Source organism: Nocardia sp. NPDC051052, from assembly GCF_044456045.1.
In the GTDB taxonomy this organism is placed as follows: domain Bacteria; phylum Actinomycetota; class Actinomycetes; order Mycobacteriales; family Mycobacteriaceae; genus Nocardia.
On record NZ_JBITFL010000008.1, the window covers coordinates 16883 to 32969 of the forward strand.

At 66.8% G+C, this 16087-nt stretch carries 18 protein-coding genes; 11 read left to right on the forward strand and 7 right to left on the reverse strand.

The features are described 5' to 3' along the window. Positions 1-47: 47 nt before the first annotated feature. A complete protein-coding gene (locus ACIBCN_RS26740; RefSeq protein ID WP_396994418.1) occupies positions 48-326 on the forward strand; it encodes a hypothetical protein in 279 nt (92 codons plus the stop codon). 84 nt (positions 327-410) lie between these two features. On the opposite strand, the gene ACIBCN_RS26745 is transcribed toward ACIBCN_RS26740, so the two are convergent. Further along, positions 411-1013 (reverse strand): HD domain-containing protein, encoded by a 603-nt coding sequence (locus ACIBCN_RS26745; protein WP_396994419.1) that lies wholly within the window; start codon positions 1011-1013, stop codon positions 411-413. Positions 1014-1165: 152 nt separating this feature from the next. Here ACIBCN_RS26745 and ACIBCN_RS26750 point away from each other — a divergent pair, with 152 nt between their 5' ends. Together ACIBCN_RS26750 and ACIBCN_RS26755 are read left to right on the forward strand one after the other, a co-directional pair. Beyond that, the gene (locus ACIBCN_RS26750) at positions 1166-1939 is read left to right on the forward strand and encodes a ferritin-like domain-containing protein (protein WP_396994420.1); all 774 of its coding nucleotides are present in this window, start codon (positions 1166-1168) and stop codon (positions 1937-1939) included. 81 nt (positions 1940-2020) lie between these two features. Beyond that, positions 2021-2359, forward strand: a complete 339-nt coding sequence (locus tag ACIBCN_RS26755; protein WP_396994421.1) for a hypothetical protein — start codon at positions 2021-2023, stop codon at positions 2357-2359. 15 nt (positions 2360-2374) lie between these two features. On the opposite strand, the gene ACIBCN_RS26760 is transcribed toward ACIBCN_RS26755, so the two are convergent. Next, on the reverse strand, positions 2375-3718 hold the full coding sequence (locus tag ACIBCN_RS26760) for a family 1 glycosylhydrolase (RefSeq protein ID WP_396994422.1): 1344 nt from the start codon (positions 3716-3718) through the stop codon (positions 2375-2377). A 141-nt stretch (positions 3719-3859) separates the two neighbouring features. On the opposite strand from ACIBCN_RS26760, the gene ACIBCN_RS26765 reads away from it, so the two are divergent. From ACIBCN_RS26765 to hrpB, 5 genes are all read left to right on the forward strand, one after another. After that, positions 3860-4636, forward strand: coding sequence for an AraC family transcriptional regulator (locus ACIBCN_RS26765; RefSeq protein WP_396994423.1), 777 nt, complete (start codon positions 3860-3862; stop codon positions 4634-4636). 123 nt (positions 4637-4759) lie between these two features. Then, on the forward strand, positions 4760-5671 hold the full coding sequence (locus ACIBCN_RS26770) for an FAD-dependent monooxygenase (protein WP_396994424.1): 912 nt from the start codon (positions 4760-4762) through the stop codon (positions 5669-5671). Continuing rightward, a complete protein-coding gene (locus tag ACIBCN_RS26775; RefSeq protein WP_396994425.1) occupies positions 5583-5933 on the forward strand; it encodes an FAD-dependent monooxygenase in 351 nt (116 codons plus the stop codon). Before ACIBCN_RS26770 ends, ACIBCN_RS26775 begins: the two co-directional genes overlap by 89 nt. A 38-nt stretch (positions 5934-5971) precedes the next feature. After that, positions 5972-6238: an SMI1/KNR4 family protein gene (locus tag ACIBCN_RS26780; RefSeq protein ID WP_396994427.1), complete on the forward strand. Its 267-nt coding sequence runs from the start codon at positions 5972-5974 to the stop codon at positions 6236-6238. A gap of 22 nt (positions 6239-6260) precedes the next feature. Continuing rightward, positions 6261-8693, forward strand: a complete 2433-nt coding sequence (gene hrpB / locus ACIBCN_RS26785) for an ATP-dependent helicase HrpB (protein ID WP_396994428.1) — start codon at positions 6261-6263, stop codon at positions 8691-8693. On the opposite strand, the gene ACIBCN_RS26790 is transcribed toward hrpB, so the two are convergent. From ACIBCN_RS26790 to ACIBCN_RS26805, 4 genes are all read right to left on the reverse strand, one after another. After that, a complete protein-coding gene (locus ACIBCN_RS26790) occupies positions 8690-8938 on the reverse strand; it encodes a hypothetical protein (protein ID WP_396994429.1) in 249 nt (82 codons plus the stop codon). The genes hrpB and ACIBCN_RS26790 overlap by 4 nt on opposite strands. 282 nt (positions 8939-9220) lie before the next feature. After that, positions 9221-10204 (reverse strand): substrate-binding domain-containing protein, encoded by a 984-nt coding sequence (locus tag ACIBCN_RS26795; protein WP_396994430.1) that lies wholly within the window; start codon positions 10202-10204, stop codon positions 9221-9223. Between the two features lie 81 nt (positions 10205-10285). Continuing rightward, complete coding sequence (locus tag ACIBCN_RS26800) at positions 10286-11416, reverse strand: ABC transporter permease (protein ID WP_396994431.1); 1131 nt, start codon at positions 11414-11416, stop codon at positions 10286-10288. After that, complete coding sequence (locus tag ACIBCN_RS26805; protein ID WP_396994432.1) at positions 11413-12996, reverse strand: sugar ABC transporter ATP-binding protein; 1584 nt, start codon at positions 12994-12996, stop codon at positions 11413-11415. The genes ACIBCN_RS26800 and ACIBCN_RS26805 overlap by 4 nt, the downstream gene beginning before the upstream one ends. A 362-nt stretch (positions 12997-13358) precedes the next feature. Between ACIBCN_RS26805 and ACIBCN_RS26810 the strand changes: the two genes are divergently transcribed. Beyond that, positions 13359-14072 carry a helix-turn-helix transcriptional regulator gene (locus tag ACIBCN_RS26810; protein WP_396994433.1) on the forward strand — a complete coding sequence of 238 codons (714 nt, stop codon included), beginning with the start codon at positions 13359-13361 and terminating at the stop codon, positions 14070-14072. Between the two features lie 204 nt (positions 14073-14276). Continuing rightward, the gene (locus ACIBCN_RS26815; protein ID WP_396994434.1) at positions 14277-14651 is read left to right on the forward strand and encodes a hypothetical protein; all 375 of its coding nucleotides are present in this window, start codon (positions 14277-14279) and stop codon (positions 14649-14651) included. A gap of 3 nt (positions 14652-14654) precedes the next feature. On the opposite strand, the gene ACIBCN_RS26820 is transcribed toward ACIBCN_RS26815, so the two are convergent. Next, a complete protein-coding gene (locus tag ACIBCN_RS26820) occupies positions 14655-15239 on the reverse strand; it encodes a TetR/AcrR family transcriptional regulator (RefSeq protein ID WP_396994435.1) in 585 nt (194 codons plus the stop codon). A gap of 101 nt (positions 15240-15340) precedes the next feature. Between ACIBCN_RS26820 and ACIBCN_RS26825 the strand changes: the two genes are divergently transcribed. Next, the gene (locus ACIBCN_RS26825; RefSeq protein WP_396994436.1) at positions 15341-16021 is read left to right on the forward strand and encodes a nitroreductase; all 681 of its coding nucleotides are present in this window, start codon (positions 15341-15343) and stop codon (positions 16019-16021) included. Positions 16022-16087: the final 66 nt, after the last annotated feature.

Here is a 16087-nt window from a genome sequence, read left to right on the forward strand (position 1 = left end):
CATAGGTAACGGTCGGCACCCGCCCGGCCAGGAGGAGGCGACGCCCCATGTCCGACGAGCAAATCACCCCTGAGAACACCGAATTGGGCGAGAACCCCGCGACCGAGATCGAGATCAAGCCCGAGGAGCCCGAGGAGGTGGCCATGCTGAGCCTCCGATACGTGGATGGAGTGCCCACGCTCGTCGTCAGCGGTGGAACGGTTGCGCCAGCAGCGATTATCGCCGTGGACAGCTCCGGCACCCCGGTGGCGCTGTACACGGGTGGCCCGGTGGCGGCGACTCAGCGATCAGGCACCCTCCTGATAAAACAAACCATTCCCGTCTGACCATCGCTTACCCGCTGGTGAAGCATGCGCCTGCTTCGCCGGATGACGGTGTCGACTCAACGTCCGCCCTTGCCGCTTCTCGCGTTACACAGGGTGGTCGAGGGGGTTGGTGGAGATGCGGGTGGACATTCCGCTGCGGAGGGCGGCGGCGGGGGAGGTGTGGGGCTTGCGGGCGGCTTGGGACTGGAAGCAGGTGAGGAACTCTTGGGGGAGGTCGAGTCGGGGGTGGTGTTGCAGGACGGTGGTTCGGAATTCTGGTGGGAGTGCGGTGGCGCCCCGGCCCGAGATGTCTACGGCGGTGCCGTGTTCCAGTAGGTGGCCTTCGGGGTCGATTGTCACGTCGACGCTGTCCGCCATGTGGGCGATGATCACCTCGGAGACGCGCTTCCGTCGCGCCACCGGCCAACCGGCGGCGGCGCCGAAGACCCAGGCGAGGTGGCCGCCGGAGATCTCGAACGAGAGGCTGGCGTTGTCGAACTCCTCGACCAGGCCGAGGTCGTGCAATAGTGCCGCGACGTAGAGCAGTTCGGCGTCGAAGGGGATGCCTTGAAGCTCCGCGTGGCCTGCGGACCACAGATACGAGCGGACCGAGTGGTTGAACAGGGCCGGCGTGCAGTAGGCGGCCGCTACCTCGGTGGCCGCGCGGCAGCTCGCGGAGTCCGGGATCACGATGTCTTCGAGCTTCACAGGGTTATTGTGCCAGCAGGGTGGGCCGGAGTCTCTGCACAGGATCTCCACGTTTGATGCCAGGGACCTGCACAAGCGCTGTCTAGGTTTGCCTGCACCGGGGTGTCCGGGACGCTCGCCGCCGCGGCGAGCCGACGAGTGTGGAGGTCGGTATGCAGGGTGTGGACGAATTTTCTAGATGGGCAACCGAATTCGAGGCGAGGAAGGTCGCCCGGGCCGCCGCGGGAGATCCGGAGTGGGGGCGGGGTGCGAAGCTGGACCTGGCGGTGGTTCGTAGTGTGCAGCGGTTCCAGGTCGGGGAGAGCGGGGACGGGGCGAACCTGATCGCCAAGGCCGAGGCCGCGGGGGATCCGACGTACACCGCCGCCGTGCGGCTGTTCGTCGCCGAGGAGATCAATCACGCGCGGATGCTGGGGTTGCTGCTGGAGGCCGGTGGATCAGCGACCATTCGCGCGCACTGGAGTGACACGGTCTTTGTGCGGCTGCGGCGTGCGCTCGGGTTGCGGCTGGAATTGATGGTGCTGATGGTGGCCGAGGTGGTCGCGCTGCGGTATTACCGTGCGCTGCGTGACGGCACCGACGACCCGTTGACCGCCCAGGTCGCCGGGTTGATCCTGAACGACGAATTGCGGCACGTGCCGTTCCACTGTCACCGGCTGCGGGTCGCGTTCGCGAAGAGCTCCGCCCGGGCCCGGCTGATTCCGGTGTTGCTGTGGTGGATTGTGCTGGTCGGGGCCACGATGGTGATCGCAGCGGACCATGGGCCCGCGTTGCGTCGACTGGGTGTCAGCCGGGCCGGGTTCGTCCTCGATGTGATCGCCTTGTTCAAAGGGATCGTCCCGACCGCCGTTTCGGGGCGCCCGCTGGCGCGCACCGACGGTGAGCCGGTGCCGTTGCGGGCGGCACTCGGCCTAGCGAAGCACTAGCCTGCTATACACCCAGCGAGATGCGCCGCCGCGCACCGGTTTTGGTTCGGCGTCCCGGCTTGTTCTGGCAGGGTGTCAGATGTGACCGAGATCAGCGATAGGGGCAAGCTGAGGTACCTGGTCGAAATCTCCGAGTTCGACCGGGGCAGCCCGCTGTGGTGGCAGGTGACCAATACCGGTGGCGCCGCGCAGGTGGCGGCGGCATTGGTCGAGATGGCGGTGCGCTTGGAGCTCGAATTGCCGTACCACCCGAGCGAGGTCCGCTGCTGGTACCGGTACGAAGTGAGCTGGCCCGACGGCGCGATCCTGGAAGGCTTCGAGGGCGCGGTCGAACCCCTCCGCATTCCCGATGATCTCCGCGCGCTGGCCCGATCGGTGATCTCGGTGACCGTTCGCGATCGCCGACGCCGCACCGAGTAGGCGCTCGCGCAGCGACTACGGTGCCGCGGCCGGGGTCAGGCAGCTGGCCGGTGGGTCGACCAGGATGCAGAGGGCCGGGCCGCGGGTGGGGCGGTAGTCGGCGGGGACGCCGCCGTCGTTGATGAGTTGTGCGTAGGTGCCGACGCCGTCGGTGGGGCGGCGGGTGAGGCCGGGGTCGGTGCGCACGTCGACCGTGTAGAGGCCGAATCGTGGTGTGTAGCTGCCCCATTCGTAGTTGTCGGTGAGGCTCCAGTAGTTGTAGCCCATGACGTTCATGCCGTCGGCCTTGGCGCGCTGGATCCAGTAGACGGTGTCGCGCAGATGATCGCTGCGGGAGTAGCCGTCGGCGCGGGGTCGGCCGTTGTCGGTGGGCATGCCGTTCTCGACGATGTAGAGCGGCTTGCCTGGGAATCGGCGCGAATAGTGCTGCAGCGCATAGTAGATGCCCTCGGTGCGCACGGGCAGATCCCAGATGTTCATGCCGGGCAGGTTCGGCGCGGACGATCCGAGGGCCCTGGTGATGGAGCTGAGCACTGACTGCGCCGGATCGTAGGCGAAGTAGTAGTCGATGCCGACGTAATCGAGCCTGCCGCCGATGCGATCGAGGTAGCCCCCGTTGACCTGATCCTCCGAGCCCGCGACGTAACCGACATTGCTGGTCACCTGTGCGCCGGGCTGGGTTTGGTGAATGTAGTCGTAGATGGCGTTGTGCGACTGCGCGATCCGTTCCAGCATGTCGCCGGGATTGGCGCCGGCCAGGCGGACCTCCTGCGAGATATAGGCGGCCGGCTCGTTCACGGTGACCCACAGCGGATTACGCGAGGCATAACGATCGACCACCGTGCGCATGTTGTCCAGCCAGTCGCCGACCATGCCCGGATTGCGCCAGCCGCCGCGGTCGACCGCCCAGCCCGGATACACCCAATGGTCGAGGGTGATCATCGGACGCATCCCCGCCTGCTCGATCTTCGCGATCACGGCATCGTAGAAACGGAAGGCGTTCTCGTCCCACCCGCCCGGCGTCGGCTCCACCCGGGCCCATTCGATCCCGATCCGGAACACGCGCGCGCCGAGTCCGGCGGCCAAATCGATGTCCGAGGCGTAGCGATCGTAGAAGTCGACCGAATCCCGCAGGCCCTCGTAGTCGGGGTGTGCCGGGAGGTAGCGCGTCCAATTGCTGTCGGGCGCATGGCCTTCGGATTGGAACCCGGAGGACGCGACGCCCCAGAGGAAACCCCCGTCCAGCCCTGCGGCGACCGGCTGATTCGGCGGAGCCGCGGTCGCGTTCGTACATAGCAGCATCGTCGACGCAGCGGCGGCGAGCATGGCCAAGGCATAGCTACGGAACCGGAATCGCATCACCTCAGGGTAACTGGACGCGCGCCGCCGACGGAGGGATCGCGCGATAGTCGGAGTTCGGCTCCGCGAGTCGCCGCCCGTGGTGCGCAAATGTGGCAGGGCCGCAGCCGGTTTCGCGTGTCAAAGGTTCTGGTACTTTGGATGGAGATGCCGAAAACCCGCCAGACGTCGCCCGAGTTCGACTTCGATACGACCAAGCGTGGCTGGATGGGCCATGGGACGCACGTTGCCGTGCACCGACATCGGCAGGGACAGTTCCTGTATCCGTCCACCGGTGTGCTCGCCACCACCACCGAACTCGGCACGTGGGTGGCGCCCGCCGACCGCCTCACCTGGACACCTCCCGGTTTCGAGCACAGTCACCGCGCGTACGGGGAAACCGAGGTGCGTGTGCTGGAGGTGCCGCGCGAATTGTGTGACGGCTTGCCGGGCAGGCCGACCGTGTTCGCCGTGACGCCGCTACTGCGAGAGGTGCTGGTAGCGCTCACCACCGATCGCCCGTTCCAGCCCGGGGCCAGGGAGCGGCTGTGCCGGGTGGTGCTCGACGAACTCACCGACATCCCCGAGCAGTTCGTCTATCTTCCTGAGCCGCGCGATGATCGGCTACGTGCCGCCACCGCCCTGTTGCACGCCGACCCGGCCACGTCGGCGACGCTGGCCGAGCTGGGGCGCGCGGTCGGTGCGGGCGAGCGCACGCTCAGCCGGCTGTTCCAAGCCGAACTCGGGATGAGCTTCCATCAGTGGCGGACTTTGTTGCGCGTCCAGCACGCCTTGGTGCATCTGCTCGACGGCCGGCCGGTGACGAGTACGGCGCTGGCGTGTGGCTGGTCCAATCCGACCAGCTTCATCGAAGCCTTCACCGCGATCGTCGGCCAGACGCCCGGCCGCTACCAGAGCGACCTCCGGCGGGCACGCTAGAGCTTGGCGGGTTTCCGGTGTCACGCGGCGGGATGCCGGTGGTAAGCCTAGACGCGCGTGCATACCGTGGTGGTATTCCCGGTTTACGGGAATTGCCACCATCTTTCAGGGAGTCACCCAACAATGTCCGAAGTGCGCGAGAACACCACTGTAGTAATCATCGGCGCGGGCGTCGCCGGACTTACCCTCGGTAATTTCCTGCTGCGCAGTGGAATTGATTGCATCATTGTCGAAAGGCGGGACCGCGAGTATGTCGAGCAGCGGCAGCGCGCCGGGGTAATCGATACCCGGGCGGTACGCATGTTCCGTGAATGGGGTATCGAAGACAGGGTGCTTGGCGGTGACCCTGTCGCGCCAGTACTGAATTTCCGGATCGACGGCGAAACACGCCCGCTGGAGTTCGTCTCCGACGATCAAAACGATGGCCGGTTCTGCCCGCAGCAGGTACTTGTGCGCAACCTCATCGACGTTTTCGTCAGCGATGGCGGAGATCTGCGTTTCGAGGCCGAGGTTTCCCTGGAAAACGTTGTCGGCGATGCACATCCGTTCGTACGGTATCGCGACAGCGCGGGCGCTACGAGGGTGCTCGGCTGCGAGTTCGTCGCAGGCTGTGACGGTGACCGCGGTGTGAGCAGGGCGGCCATCCCCGGCGCGAGTCTTACTCGGTACTCCCACGAGTACGGGTACGCGTGGCTGACCATCCTGGCGGATGTTTCCGCCAACCACCAGTCGATGATGGCGCTACACCCTCGTGGATTTGCCGGGCAGTTCGCTCGCGGGCCGCACGCGAGTCGATTCTATTTGCAGTGCCCGCTCGACACTTCCGCGTCGCAGTGGACGGACGAGCGCATTTGGGAAGAGCTCGAGATTCGTTTCGGTGAACCCGTGGTGAATACGGGCCGGATCGTCAGCACGCAACTGGTGCCGCTGCGGAGTGTACAGCCCGATGAGCTACGGTCGGCTGTACCTGCTCGGGGACGCCGCACACATCGTGCCACCGATGAGTGCGAAAGGAATGCACCTGGCCATGTATGACGCCGAGGTATTCGCGAAGGCCGTAATCCATTATCAGACCGGGGATTCGAGCCTGCTCGACAGTTACTCGGCGACGTGCCTTCGTCATGTATGGAACTACCAGGCATTCGCGGCGTGGTGGACCGAATTGGTGCACAACGCGGGCGACGATTCGTATCAAGGTGCGTTCCGGCGGCAGACCGCCAGGGCGGACATGGAGCGCCTGTTCGAGTCCGGCGAGGCGAACCGCCTGTTCGGCGGGTTCATCACCGGGCTGAATTGAGCGGGGTCACCCGATCGGCGAATCGTATGATTCGCGCCGTGGTGACTATTGATGAGGTGATGGAGTCGTTCTGGGGTGACTCCGACTACGGGGCCTATCTGGTGCGGGAATGGGGGCTGCCCGCGCCGATCGTGTTGCTCGACGGGGACGGGCACTACTGGGTCGGGCTGGATTATCGCGAGTGTGGGCCGGCGGGGGAACCGTCCGTGGCGGTGTTCGATACGGATCGGGAGAGTTCGGTGATTCTGGCTGCGGACTTCGAGACGTTTCTGCGGGGACTTACCGCGGCTGAGCCCTTCGAGTGATGACGCAGCAGACTGGTGGGTAATGAAACTGCCTGAGCTTCCTGATCTGCCGGTTCGCGGCGCGCTCGATCGTATTGTCGAGACGTTGGCGGCGCGTGAGACCGCGGTGCTGGTCGCGCCGCCGGGGACCGGGAAGACGACGTTGGTGCCGTTGGCGTTGGCGGCGGGGACCGCGGGGCGGGTGCTGGTGGCGGAACCTCGGCGGTTGGCGGCTCGCGCGGCGGCGGCGCGGATGGCCGCTCTGCTGGGGGAATCGGTGGGGGAGACCGTCGGATATTCGGTGCGTGGGGATCGGCGGGTCGGGAAGGGAACCCGGATCGAGGTCGTCACTTCGGGGTTGCTGGTGCGACGCCTGCAGGGCGATCCCGAGTTGGCGGGGGTGGATGTGGTGGTGCTCGACGAGTGTCATGAGCGCCATCTCGACGCGGATCTGCTGTTGGCGTTGCTGCTCGATGCCCGGGCCGGGTTGCGGCCCGATCTGCGGGTGCTTGCGATGTCTGCGACTGTGGCGGCGGAACGGCTTGCGGCGCTGTTGGACGACGCGCCGGTGGTGCGGGTGCAGGGGCGGGCGTATCCGGTGGAGACGACGTATCTTCCGTCGCTGCCGAGGGAGCGGGTCGAGGCGCAGGTGGCGCGTGCCACCCGGGCCGCGCTCGCCGGGACCGAGGGTGACGTGCTCGTCTTTCTACCCGGCGCGGCCGAAATTCGCCGGACGGCAACGTTACTGGCCGACATGAACGACGTGGACGTGCTGCCGTTGCATGGCAGGCTCTCCGCGACGGCGCAGGACACAGCGTTGCGGGCCGGGGCGCGACGGCGAGTGGTGTTGTCCACGGCGGTAGCGGAATCCAGTTTGACCGTGCCCGGCGTGCGGGCGGTGGTGGATTCGGGATTGGCGCGGGTGCCGCGCATCGATCGAGGGCGCGGATTGTCCGGGCTTGCGACAGTTCGAGTTTCGGCGGCGGTGGCCGAACAACGCGCCGGGCGTGCGGGGCGGGAAGCTCCCGGGCGGGTGTGGCGCTGCTGGCCGGAGCATGAGAACGGCACGCTGCCCGCTTATCCCGAGCCGGAGATTCGGACGGCGGACTTGACGCGGTTGGCGTTGGAGCTGGCCTGCTGGGGCACGGCTGATGGTCACGGCCTCGCCTGGTGGGACGCCCCGCCGCCCGGTGGGTTGGCAGCGGGCCGGGATGTGTTGCGCGCGTTGGGGGCCGTGGACGGCGACGGTGCGGTGACCGACCGTGGGCGGCGCATCGCGCGGATCGGCCTGCACCCGCGGTTGGCGCGGGCGTTGCTCGACGGGGCCGCGGTCGTGGGCGCGCGGGCGGCCGCGGAAGTGGTCACCGTCCTCGACGACGACACCCTCACGGCCGGAGTCGATCTGGTGGCCGGTCTGCGGGCGCTGCGCCGCGAGCGACCGGGGCGCTGGCAGCGGGAGGTCGAGCGGCTGGCCCGCCTGGTGGACCCGTCGGACGGCGTCGATGATCCGGCTTTCGTTGTCGCACTGGCGCATCCGGAGCGGCTGGCGCGACGGCGCGGTCCGGGCTCGGCGAGCTATCTCATGGTCGGCGGCACCGCGGTGACGTTGCCGCCCGGCTCCGGAATGGGTGACGCGGAGTGGCTGGCGGTTGGCGTGGCGACGCGCGATCCTGGTCGTTCCGACGGCTGGATTCGGTTGGCCGCGGTCGCCGACGAACAGTTGGCCCGCCGTGCCGCGTCGAGCCTGCTGACGACCGTCGACGAGGTCGATTGGATCGACGGCAATGTGGTCGCCCGGCGGGTAACAAGGCTCGGGGCGATCGTGCTGTCGGAGAAGCAGATTCGCGACCCCGATCGCGAATTGCTCGGCGCCGCGGTTCGTCGTGGACTGCGCGCGACCGGTCTCGGCGTGCTGCGCTGGAGCTCCGACGCGATCGCCTTACGTCAGCGCCTCGAATTCCTGCACCGCACCCTCGGAACCCCTTGGCCCGCAGTCGATGACGAATCGCTGCTCGCCGCCGCCGACACCTGGCTCGGTCCTGAATTGGCTACCGCCCGCACCCGCGCCCACCTCGAACGCATCGACGCCGGCCAGGCACTGCGCCGCCTACTGCCCTGGCCGGCGGCCACCCGCCTGGACGAACTCGCGCCCGAACGCCTGGCGGTCCCCTCCGGCAGTCGCCCTCGCCTCGACTACTCGACCGACCCGCCGGTGCTCGCGGTCAAGGTGCAGGAAGTCTTCGGCTGGACCGACACCCCACGCCTGGCCGACGGCCGCGTCCCGATCGTGCTGCACCTGCTCTCACCCGCGCAACGCCCGGTCGCGGTCACCGCGGACCTGACCTCCTTCTGGCGCACCGGCTGGCCTCAGGTTCGCGCGGACCTGCGCGGCCGCTACCCCAAACACGCCTGGCCCGAGGACCCCACCACCGTGCCGGCGCACCGCGGCACCGCGCGCAACGCGGGCCGCGGCTAGCCGGGGTCCACCGCGAGCATCCCGAACCGGCTGACGTTCGCGTGGTTGTGCCCGTCGGGACTGGTGATCACGACCTCGGTCGGATTGGTCAGCGCGATGCAACAGAAGTTGTCCCGGTCGTGCTGAATACTGATCGACAACAGGCGCTGACCAGCAGCCTGCTGCCACTCCTCCATGCACTCGTACAGCCCCCGCATGGACGGATTTTCGAAGTAGACGAGATTGCGCTTGTTCGCGTCCGACATGAGTCCGGTCTCCATTCGTGCGTGGGGGAGTCCGCAACGCCCCGTGCCTCCATCGTAGAACGCGGCGAATATCGCTCTAGCGCAATATATTCCGGGCGCGGTAGGACTGCGACGGCAGCGAACATGCCCACCCCGGCAGCGCGCCGACGGACTGATGAACCAATGAGATTTAGGCCACGTTCGACCGAATTCGGCTTGCAACTCTCCCCCTGACCGGAGAGTACGGTTACGACGCCGCCAACTGGCCTACGCCGAAGAGTTCACCCAGCTGTTGGCGCGGACTCAGCCGCCTACCTTGCCGGACATGTCGTACTCCTGATAGATCTGCGCGGCGTTCTCCGGCGTCACTCGCGTGGTCGACAGCACCTGCTTTTTCTCCACCGACTGGTTGTGCAGCAGCTTCACCAGGGTGTCGACCGCCTGCTCGGCGCCGGTCGGATACACGAAAGTGGTCAGCAGCTGGCCGTTTTGCACGGCGCGGATGCCGCCGGTGGGGATGGCCAGACCGTCGATGCCGATGATCTGGATGGCCCCGGCCTTGCCCGCACCCTGGATGGCGAGTTGGGCGCCGAGCGCCATGTCGTCGTTGTGCGCGTAGACGAGGTCGACCTTGTCACCCTTGGACAGCCATTGCTGCATGACCGTGGTGGCGTTGGCCTTCAGCCATTTGGCTTCCTGCTCGTCGATGATGGTGAGGTTGTGGCCGGCGATCGCGTCCCGGAAACCCTTGTCGCGGTCGACCTGTGGCTGGTCGGACAGGATGCCGCGCAGTTCGACGACATTGCCGCCGTTGGGTAGCGCGGCCACTGCGGCCTCCCCGGCGAGCTTGCCGATGACGTAGTTGTCGCCGCCGATGAACGCGCTGTAGCAGTCGGTGCTGACGGTGCGATCCAGGATGATCACCGGGATCTTGGCGTCGCAGGCCTGCTGCACGGCGGCGGTGAGCGGAGCTGGTTCGTTGGGCGAGACGATGAGCGCGTTGACCTTCTGCTGAATGAAGTTCTGCACCTGGCTCACCTGTGTCGCGCTGTCCTGGTGCGCGTCGGTGATGGGCAGCAGTTTGAGGTCGGAATGCTGCTTGGCGAAGTACTGCAGCTGCAGGTTGAGCTGCGCCCGGTAGGGCTCGGCGTTGTTCGACTGCGAGTAGCCGACGACGAACTGGCCGCCGTCGGAGGGGCTCGGCGGGCTGGACGCGCAGGCGGTGGCGGCAACGGCCGTCGTGCACAACGCGATCGCCATGAGAACCGAGCGACGAGTGGGTGGCATTTTCACTCCTGGAACAGAGGTGGGTGGTGGGGTTCCGGCTCGATGGGCCTCGGGTCGGGAAACGGCATCGGGTGCCGTCGCTTACTCGCGGGTGACGATCTCCGGTCGACGGGGTAGCCACCGCGCCAGTGGTCCGCTGAGGCCGCGGAAGAAGCCGGGCCGCTGCAGCACCACGGCGATCACGACGATCAAGCCCTTGATGATCAGCTGGAGGTTGTCGCTGACCGCGTTCAAACCGAGCACATTGTCGAGCAGGGTGAGGATGAGCGCTCCGACGAAAGTGCCGGTGATGGTGCCCTTTCCGCCCGCCAGGCTGGCACCGCCGATGACCGCGGCGGCGATGGCGTCCAGCTCGTATCCGGCGCCCGCCAGTGGGTCGCCCGATGCGCGGTAGGCGGCATCGATCGGTCCGGCGAATCCGGCGAGCATGCCGGACAGGGTGAACACCGCGATCACGACCAGTGTCACGTTGACGCCGGAAAGCCGTGCGGCAGTTGGATTTCCGCCGACCGCGTAGATGTGGCGGCCGAAGGTTGTCTTGGACAGCACGAGCTGGGCAATGACGCAGACGCCGACCAAAGCCAGTACCGGATAAGGGATTCCGGACGTGCCGAACAATGGCAGCCAGGTTCCTTTGAACAGCGTGTGGCCTGGCGTCCCGAGCAGCGCGAAATCGGACGAGGTGGGGGTGAGGTGCCCGTTCTCGTCGTACACGGCGGTGCCGACGGCGACATTGCCGGAGATCTGCCGATCGATCCCGCGGACTATCGACAGCATCGCCAGCGTCATGACGAACGACTGGATCCGAAGCACGGTGGTGCCCAACCCATTACACAATCCGAAGAACGCGCCGACCAGCGCACAGGCCGGGATGATCAGCCACGGGTCGAGGTTGTGATCGACCAGCAGCATCGCGGCGGTCATCGAGCCGATGCCGAGGATCGATCCTACCGACAGGTCGATGCCCGCGGTGATGATCACGAGGGTGACCCCGACCGCGAGGATGCCGCGCGAGGAGAACGCGGTGATGGCGTTGGTGATGTTGGTCTGGTTCCAGAAGTACTGACCCTTGGTGCTGATCCCGATGACGATGACCAGCAGCAAGCCGATATATCCCTGGGCCGCACCGAGATACGGCGTCAGCCGGGTCAGCCGTAACCATCCTCGCGACGCGAGGGAACCCTGATTATCGGAGGGGAGTGGGTCGGTCATGCTCGGTCCTCTCGCCGGGTGCGGATGGCGGGCGCCCTGGCCATCGCCGCCGCGAGAATCGCTTCCTGGTCGAACGGTGCGCTCCGCGCGGGATCCCGGTGGAACTCCCCGGTGAGGCGTCCCTCGCAGAGCACCAGGATGCGGTCGCACATGCCGATCAGCTCGAGCAGTTCGGAGGACACCGCGAGGATCGCCGTGCCCTGCCGGGCGAGCTGGTCCATCAGGGCGTGCACCTCGGCCTTCGCGCCGACGTCGATGCCGCGGGTCGGCTCGTCCATGAGCAGCACCGACGGGTGGGTGAGCAGGCATTTGGCCAGCACGACCTTCTGCTGGTTGCCGCCGGACAGGGTGGCGACGGTGGTGGCCAGCGACGGCGTCTTCACCTTCAACTCAGCCACTTTCGCCGCGACCGCGGCGCGCTCGCGTTTGCCGTCGACCGTGCGCCACGGGCGCAGGTAGCGGTTCAGCGCGGCCAGCGACGCGTTGAAGCGCACGCTGTTGGCGAGCATCAGGCTCTGCGCCTTGCGGTCCTCGGCGACGAGGGCGATGCCGTTGGCGATGGCGCGGCGCGGACCGCGCGGCCGGTAGCGGCGACCCGCCAGTTCGATCGTCGCGTCGACGCCGGTGCCCGCGCCGTAGATGGCTTCGAGGACCTCGCTGCGACCGGCCCCCATAAGGCCTGCCAGCCCGACGATCTCGCCCTCGGCCACGTCGAACGAGACGTCGTGCAGTGGCACGGCATCGCTGCCCGCCGTCGGCGTGGTCGTCAGATTTCGCACGGTCAGGCGCACCTGTCCGCCGACGCGCTGGCCGGCCTCGCGCGGGAACAGCTCGCCGAGCGGGCGGCCGACCATCAGCTGAATGAGCTCGGCCCGGTGCGTGGCGTGCATCGATCGCTGCCCGACGTAGGCGCCGTCGCGCAAAACCGTGACCGTGTCGGCGATTTCCTCCAGCTCCTCGAGCCGGTGCGAGATGTAGACGACGCCGACATCGTGTTCGGTCAGGGTGCGGATGACGGTGAACAGCCGCGCCACCTCCGATTCGGTGAGCGCGGAGGTCGGCTCGTCCATGACCAGCACCTTCAGGTCATGGTTGAGCGCCTTGGCGACCTCGATGAGCTGTTGCTCGGCGAGGCGGCACTGCCGAACCAGCCTGCGCGGCTTCAACTCCAGGCCGACCCGGGCGAGCAGGCGGCGGGTCTGCGCGTCCATTTCGGTGCGGTCCAGCGTGCCGCGCATCGTGCGTCGTTCCTGGCCGAGGAAGACGTTGTCGGCGATGGACAGCTCGGGCACCAGGTTGAGCTCCTGGTGGATCATCGCGATGCCGTGCCGGGTGGCGTCTTTGGGGGAGCGCAAATGCACCGGGCTGCCGTCGATTTCGATGCTGCCCGCGTCGGGGGCGAAGACCCCCGCGAGGACGTTCATCAGGGTCGACTTACCCGCGCCGTTCTCGCCGAGCAGCGCGAGCACCTCGCCGCCGCGCAGCGTCAGTTGCACACCGCGCAGTGCCTTCACGCCGGGGAATTCCTTGACGATGCCGCGCATCGCGAGGAGCGGCGGGCGAGCGTCGGTGCTGGTCATGGGATTCCGCGTCGTCCGATGCGTGTCAACTGACCCCTCCCCCTCATCGACCGGTGGGTGTCGCCGCGAACGGTGACCGCTCCACTCAGTGTGACATCGGTCTCAGAAATCGATCTCTGCTACCGTAATTTTCGACGCGGCGAGCCGTCAAGGTCATTGGCTGCCAGCAAAATCCGGGGGGACGGTCGAGCGTCCCTGGGGCTGACCGTGCCGGCCGTAACCGGACTGTCACCGGTGTGTCATACCTGGGCGAGAGCGCCGCTGGGGGAGTGGTAAAGGGAGTATTCTGAGAACTCTAACGTGAGTGTGGCAGTTAGGAATTCATCGAAGGGGGGATCGAAGTCTTGTCATGTTTTGGTGAGATGACAATTCGGCCGGGTGTGTTGTCCTATCGCGGCGGAGTGTCCGCGGCGGCGATGCATGCACACCATTCGGTTCAGGTGCTGGTTGCCCGGCGCGGTGAGTTCATCGTGTCCGATACCGCCGGTGCGGAAGTCGCGTGCCGATCGGTGGTGATTCCGGCTGATGTCGACCATGCCGTGCTGCAGGGTGTGGAGGAAGGCGAAATGGTCCATCTCGCCGCCGAATCCGAGGACGGCATCGAGGTGAGCCGGACGGTGCTGCGGCCGAGATCTGCCGGGGCGTGGGCGGAGGCGGGGGATGCGCTGATGTCCGGGCTCGGCGACGGCGAGTGGTGGGCGGACGGATTGCCGTATGTGTGTTCGACCGTCCGGCCGATGCGACATCCCGCCCTCTCTTCGGCCTTGTGCCTGTTGCCCGAGCTCATCGTGGCGGGCCCGGTTCGGTTGCGGGAGGTTGCCTGCGCCGTCGGACTTTCCGAGAGCAGGCTTTCTCATCTGTTCTCGGAGGAGATAGGGCTGGCGTTCCGGCCGTATGTGCGGTGGTTGCGGATGAGTCGAGCGATCGACGAAATCGCGCTCGGGCGCAACCTCGCCGACTCCGCGCATGCGGCAGGGTTCTTCGATGGGGCGCACTTCACTCGCGTGTGCAACAAGACATTCGGCATGTCTCCGGCCGTTTTGATCAAAGAGATGGCATTCACGGTCGATTCGTAGCCGGTTTGTCCAAGCAGCAGCGGGAACAACGCCGGATCATGAGGGTGCGGCGTGATCCAGTGATTTCGGCTTCGACGCCAAGTCGCGGTCCCAGTGTTTATTTTGTTGATTCTGCTGACGGAGCCGCCGAATTTCGCGGCTGTCGAGGCGTGGTCCGGTGATCGGTACTCATGAGGAGATCATCGAGCCCGCAGGGGAGGACGAATGACCGACGGTTACACCGCAAACGAACTACGCGACCTGCTCGAGGGTGGCGCTTTGGTATCCGGCTCGATCAGCGATCGCGCCGCGATTCATGTGCTGCATGGTGTCGGCTTGATCGGACAGCGATTCCTCAACCGCTACATCAGCATCGAGTCCGTCGACTTCGGTGGCGAGCAAGTGGACGCCGCGTTCATCCGCGATTGGTCCGCCCTGGCGCACCCGGCGGACGACTTTCCCTTCCTCAGTGTCAGCGAACAACGCGGTCTCGAACTGGCCGCCTGCATCGCGATGAGCGCGATGTGCCGATCCACCGCCGATGATGTCGACGTCGAAGCCCCGCTGAAGATCCACGTGTGCAACCGGTGGCTGGGATAGTGCTCAGGCGGTCGCGGCGTCGAGCAAGGCCGCCGCGGCGGTCCGGCCGTGCGCGGCGCAGGCGGGGTCGTTGAACACCATCGAGCGGCTGGCGACCCCGTCGGCGAGAATCGCGAGTTGCTCGCCGAGCACGACGGGGTGTACCGCACCGAGTTGCCGCACCTGGTCGATGACGCGCTCGGTGAACCGCTGTTTCTGCTGACGCGTGTAGGCGTGGACCGCGCTGTCCGGATCGGGGAACTCGGCGGCGGCATCGATGAACGGGCAACCGCGCAGGGGTCCATCGCCGGAGTCCGGCACGGTGAACAACTCCAGCAGTCGCTGTCTGGGCGACAGATCCTGCCGATCGAGCACGCCCTCCATCGTGCGTCCGGTCTCGACGAGGTGGCGAAGGTACGCGACCACCAGCTGATCTTTGGTTGGAAAGTGCAGGTAGAGAGTGCGTTTGGAGACCGGGGCCCGCGAGGCCACCTGTTCCATGCCGGTGGCGGTGATGCCCTGCGCCTCGAACAACGAGGTGGCCGCCGCCAGGATGCGCTCCGGTGCCCCGCGCCCGCGACGACGGGCGATCTCTCGTTCCTCGATCACGGCTTAAGTATACGGCACCGTTTACCTCTCGCTGGTTCTCGGCTATGGTTCCTCAGGTAAACACAACCGTTTACTTAACGAGACTGCATGGACGTGAGGCGATGATCACCGACTACCAGCCCGAATACGCCGAACACCTGATCCGCGGACGACGTGCTACCCGCGCGTTTCGTCCCGACCCGGTGCCCGAAGACACGCTGCGGGCCGTCTTTTCTCTGGCCGGCGCGGCTCCGTCCAACTCCAATACCCAGCCCTGGCACGTCGAAGTGGTCAGCGGCGCGGCCCGCGATCGCCTCGGCGAGGCGCTGGTGGCCGCCCACACCCAGCACCACCTCTCCCTCGACTTCCCCTACAGCGACGATCTCTATCGCGGCACCTACCAGCGACGACGTGAACACGCGGGCGAACGGCTGTACTCGGCCGTCGGGATCGCTCGCGACGACCACGCCGCACGGGACGCCTACAACGCCGAGAGCCTGCGCTTCTACGGCGCCCCGCACGTCGCGCTGCTGTTCACCGCAGCCAACGCGGAGGTACGGATGGCCGCCGACGTGGGCATCTACGCGCAAACGCTGATGCTGGCGCTGACCGCGTACGGCATCGCCAGCTGCCCGCAGGGACTGCTGAGCTTCTACGCCGACACCATCCGCGCCGAACTGGGCATTCAGGACCGAAAGATCCTGCTCGGCATCTCTTTCGGCTACGCGGACCACTCCGCCGCGGCCAATACCGTCACGGTGCCGCGTGCCGACCTCGGCGAGACCACTCGATTCCACTCATAACCGCCCCGGCTTCGCGGTAGTCGCTGTGCGCGCCGGGTCCCTCGTCGTCTCGGTGCTGTGCGCCGC